Source organism: Vibrio sp. 1731, assembly GCF_033339955.1.
Taxonomy (GTDB): domain Bacteria; phylum Pseudomonadota; class Gammaproteobacteria; order Enterobacterales; family Vibrionaceae; genus Vibrio; species Vibrio alginolyticus.
The window spans coordinates 1-1,275 of sequence record NZ_JAWOVO010000101.1 but is presented as its reverse complement, the minus strand read 5'-3'; the positions used below and the strand labels follow the sequence as shown (position 1 = coordinate 1,275).

Here is a 1,275-nt window from a genome sequence, read left to right as displayed (position 1 = left end):
CGTTCCGGCCGCCGATTTTTGATGGAAGAAGGCTCAGATCTCGACTCTCTATTTCGTGAACGTTTTCAGAAAGAATCGCTTTCGCATGAAGTCAGCCCCGGTATTTGTATTGGCCGTATTCGTCTGACCGAAGCGCAGCGATTGCAGTTAGAAGATGATGTTTACAATAAGCTGGTCAAGTTCAATGCGCTCAATACCTCCAACCAAGATGGCGAGTTAACTAACGTTTTAATGCGTTGCACTCCAGGGACACAAATATTTTTCTCTGACGGATTACCTAATATTGATGGGGATTTATTAAAGTATGTTTCTCAGCTCAATCAACGTGTTTAAATTAAATCGCACATACCAGTATTAATTCCAGATTTAAAATAAATTGAACAAGTCAGTATACTTGGTCAAACCAACCCATTTAATTGACATTAAATTCTGTTAAAACACGTCATTTAAATATCCACATATAAATATACTGCTAAAACACTAACCTACCTTCCGTTAAACCTATCACAATATTTAAATATAAATTTGCGCATAAACAGTTGAAATTTATACATTCATCAATGCTAAGGAAATAAAAATAAGCAGATTAAATAATTATAAAATCATCACTTGTAGAGACATACAAATATGAAATTTCAGTATTCTATTGCAACGGCAGTTACTCTAGCGTTATTACAAGGCTGTGGCGGTGGTGGCGACGGCGCTTCTCCATCCATTAATACGTCAACCAATTCGGCATGGACGCAAGGCGATTACAGTAAAACCTCTAACGAATTTGCCAACCGATGTGAAACGCCAAGAACGGGCTTAGATCCGTACGCGGGTTACCAACCATACCCAGACAAAGCAGGTTCAGCGTTGCAAGAAAAACTCTTTTTACGTGCTTTTACCAATGAAACCTACCTTTGGTACGATGAAGTACCGGATAGAAACCCAAGCTTTTACAGCAGTGTCATTGCTTATTTCCACTCACTCGTGACTTCTGAAACAACTGCAACTGGAAAAACGAAAGATCGCTTTCACTTCGCTATTCCTTATGAAGATGAAATGAAATCCTCACAATCGGGATTGGTTGCTGGGTTTGGATTTAATTGGTCGTTCATTCAATCGACAGAGCCTCGAGACGGTCGTATTTCTTATACGGAAGACAACTCTCCAGCTGCGTTAAATGGTATTGTTCGTGGAGATAAGTTAATAAAGATTGGCTCAATCGATGTGGTTAATACTTCAAACAACGCAGAAATTAACACGATTAATACCACGCTATTTAGTCCA

Annotated in this window: 2 pseudogenes; both read left to right on the top strand. The window is 39.0% G+C overall.

Annotated features, from left to right (window positions below):
- Nucleotides 1-333 (top strand): annotated as a pseudogene (locus R7035_RS25470) (transcriptional regulator); the annotation flags it as partial.
- 294 nt (nt 334-627) lie between these two features.
- Nucleotides 628-1,275: pseudogene (locus tag R7035_RS25465) on the top strand (peptidase S41); the annotation flags it as partial.